Origin of the sequence: Streptomyces sp. YS-3, assembly GCF_045257485.1 — a bacterium.
Classification (GTDB): Bacteria; Actinomycetota; Actinomycetes; order Streptomycetales; family Streptomycetaceae; genus Streptomyces.
Genome location: NZ_JBJHPC010000760.1, coordinates 1 through 2,854, shown reverse-complemented (window position 1 = coordinate 2,854; position 2,854 = coordinate 1). Strand labels below are relative to the sequence as shown.

The following is a 2,854-nucleotide window of genomic DNA, read 5'->3' as shown; positions in this document are numbered from 1 at the left end:
GTTCACATACGAGGACGCGTGGGCGCTCGGCTCACTCCTGCGGGAGCTGGCAGTGGCCCGCCGCGCCCCGGTGACGATCGACATCCACCGCGGCGCCCAGCAGCTCTTCCGCTGTGCCCTGCCGGGTTCGACCCCGGACAACGACGCCTGGGTGGACCGCAAGCGGCGGGTCACCGAGCGGTACGCGGCCAGCTCGTACCTGGTCGGCGCCCGTGACCCGCAGCGGGAACGAGCCGCCGTGGGCCGCGTACCTGTCGGGATCCAGGCGCGAGGACGCCTCGAACGTCGTGTCCTTGGCGCGGAAGCGGGCGCCGACCAGGTACGAGCTGGCCGCGTACCGCTCGGTGACCCGCCGCTTGCGGTCCACCCAGGCGTCGTTGTCCGGGGTCGAACCCGGCAGGGCACAGCGGAAGAGCTGCTGGGCGCCGCGGTGGATGTCGATCGTCACCGGGGCGCGGCGGGCCACTGCCAGCTCCCGCAGGAGTGAGCCGAGCGCCCACGCGTCCTCGTATGTGAACCGCGCGAGCTCCAGCTCGGCTTCCTGCGCCTCCAGTTCGGGGATCGTGAAGGCGGTCGGGGGGTTGGGGGCGGTCGAGGCGGCCGGGGTGGTCGTCACAGGGCCACCTCCACCGTGACGCCCTCGCGCGCCGAGCGGCGCGCCGCCTCCAGCACGTCCAGGGCCGCCGCGGCCTCCTGCGCGGTGACCGGCGGTTCGCCGCCCTCGCGCAGGGCGGTGGCGATCGCCGTGTAGTACGCGGGGTAGTCGCCCGGCAGGGTCGGGACGGGGCGCCCGCCGTCCGTCAGCGGGGACTCTCCCCCGGCGCCGAAGGCCTGGGAGGGGCCCCCAGCGCCGACGCGGCCCCACATCTCCTCGGGCTCCAGGCCCCACGGCTCGCCGGTGCCCGGCCGCAGGCCCTCGCGCAGGGCGGCCTCCTGGGGGTCGAGGCCGTACTTGACGTAGCCCGCGGCGGAGCCGAGCACCCGGAAGCGGGGGCCGAGCTGGGCCGTCGTGGCGCTCACATAGAGGTGCGAGCGCACCCCGCCCGCGTGGGTGATCGCGATGAAGGTGTCGTCGTCGGCCTGGGCGCCGGGACGGCGTACATCTGCCTCCGCGTACACCCGCAGCGCCGGGCCGAACAGGACCAGGGCCTGGTCGACGAGGTGGCTGCCCAGGTCGTACAGCAGGCCGCCGATCTCCGCCGGGTCGCCCGACTCGCGCCAGCCGCCCTTGGGCTGCGGACGCCAGCGCTCGAAGCGGGACTCGAAGCGCTGGACCTCGCCGAGTTCACCGGCGGCGAGCAGGGCTCGCAGGGTCAGAAAGTCGTTGTCCCAGCGGCGGTTCTGGAAGACCGACAGCAGCAGGCCGCGCTCCTGGGCGAGCGCCGCCAGGTCCCGCGCCTCGGCGGCCGTGCCCGCGAGCGGCTTGTCGACGACGACCGGGACACCGGCCTTGAGGGCGTCGGTGGCGATCGGGACATGCGTCTTGTTGGGGGAGGCGATCACGATCAGGTCGAGACCGGCGTCGAGGAGCTCGTCCGGCGATGCCGCGAACCGCAGCCCGTCGCCGTGCTCGGCGCGGGCCTGCTCGCGGCGCTCGGGGCTGGACGTGACGACCGTGTCGAGGGTCAGGCCCTCGGTCGCGGCGATCAGCGGGGCGTGGAAGACGGAGCCCGCCAGGCCGTAGCCCACGAGTCCGACGCGGAGGTCAGTATCCGTACGAGCGTTCATGGCACCCACTTAAGCAACGCTGTTGCCAAAGTGCAAGCGCAGGAGACAATGGGGTCGTGAACAGGAGTAACTCGGGAGCCAACCTGCCGGCCCTGCGCAGCCACAACGCCGCGCTGGTGCTCGATCTGCTGCGTACGGCCGGGGAGGCCGGGATCAGCAGACTGGAGCTCGCCGAGCGGACCGGGCTCACCCCGCAGGCCGTCAGCAAGATCACCGCGCGGCTGCGGGCGGAGGGGACGGCGACCGAGGCGGGCCGCCGCGCCTCGACCGGCGGCAAGCCCCGCACGGTGCTCAAGCTGGTGCCCTCCGCCGGGCACGCGATAGGGCTGCACCTCGACCGCGACGAACTCACCGCGGTCCTCGTCGACCTCGCCGGCACCCTGGTGGGCGTGCGGACCGTACCGCTCGACCTCGGCGCGGACCACGACACCGTGGTCGGGGCCGCCGCGGACGAGGCCGCCGCGCTGATCGGGGGACGCCCGATACTCGGCGTCGGCGTGGCCAGCCCCGGCCCCCTCGACCACCACACCGGCGTCCTCCACCGGGTCACCGGCTTCCCGCAGTGGAACGGCTTCCCGCTGCGTGACGCGCTCGCCGCGCGCCTGGGCCTGCCGGTCGTCCTCGACAAGGACACCAATGCCGCCGCCCTCGGACTCGCCCTGCGCGGCCCGGCCGACTCCTTCGCCTACCTCCACCTCGGTACGGGCCTGGGCGCGGGCCTCGTCCTGGGCGGCACGCTGCTGCGCGGCGCGCGGACCGGCGCGGGGGAGTTCGGCCACCAGACGATCCTGCTCGGCGGCCCCGCCTGCGGCTGCGGGGCGCGCGGCTGCATCGAGGCGCTGTGCCTGGCGTCGGTGGCCCGCGGCGACATCGCCGCCGCCGCCCGCTTCCTCGGGGTGGGCGCCGCGAACCTCGTCGGCCTGCTGGACATCGACCGCGTGCTGCTCGGCGGACGTACGGTCATGGGCGCGCGGGACGGTTTCGTCCGGGGGGTGAGCGCGGTCCTGGAGGAGCGGGCCCGCCGGGGCGGCGACGAGCGGCCGGTCCCGGTGTCGGTGGCCCCCGGCGGCCCCCACGCGGTGGCGGAGGGGGCGGCGCGGCTGATCCTGGGGCCGGTGTTCGGGCA

At 75.1% G+C, this 2,854-nt stretch carries 2 protein-coding genes and 2 pseudogenes; 2 read left to right on the top strand and 2 right to left on the bottom strand.

Annotated features, from left to right (window positions below; all coding sequences use genetic code 11):
- Positions 1-52 precede the first annotated feature (52 nt).
- A pseudogene (locus ACJA3G_RS34400) lies at positions 53-154 on the top strand (hypothetical protein); the annotation flags it as partial.
- Here the strand turns inward: ACJA3G_RS34400 and ACJA3G_RS34395 are convergent.
- Together ACJA3G_RS34395 and ACJA3G_RS34390 are read right to left on the bottom strand one after the other, a co-directional pair.
- Positions 140-616 (bottom strand): annotated as a pseudogene (locus ACJA3G_RS34395) (heme-degrading domain-containing protein); the annotation flags it as partial. The pseudogenes ACJA3G_RS34400 and ACJA3G_RS34395 sit on opposite strands and share 15 nt — an antisense overlap.
- Positions 613-1,728, bottom strand: a complete 1,116-nt coding sequence (locus ACJA3G_RS34390) for a Gfo/Idh/MocA family oxidoreductase (RefSeq protein ID WP_406556956.1) — start codon at positions 1,726-1,728, stop codon at positions 613-615. The pseudogene ACJA3G_RS34395 and the gene ACJA3G_RS34390, both read right to left, overlap by 4 nt.
- A 56-nt stretch (positions 1,729-1,784) precedes the next feature.
- Here ACJA3G_RS34390 and ACJA3G_RS34385 point away from each other — a divergent pair.
- A partial coding sequence (locus ACJA3G_RS34385) for an ROK family protein (RefSeq protein WP_406556955.1) occupies positions 1,785-2,854 on the top strand: 1,070 nt, incomplete at its 3' end.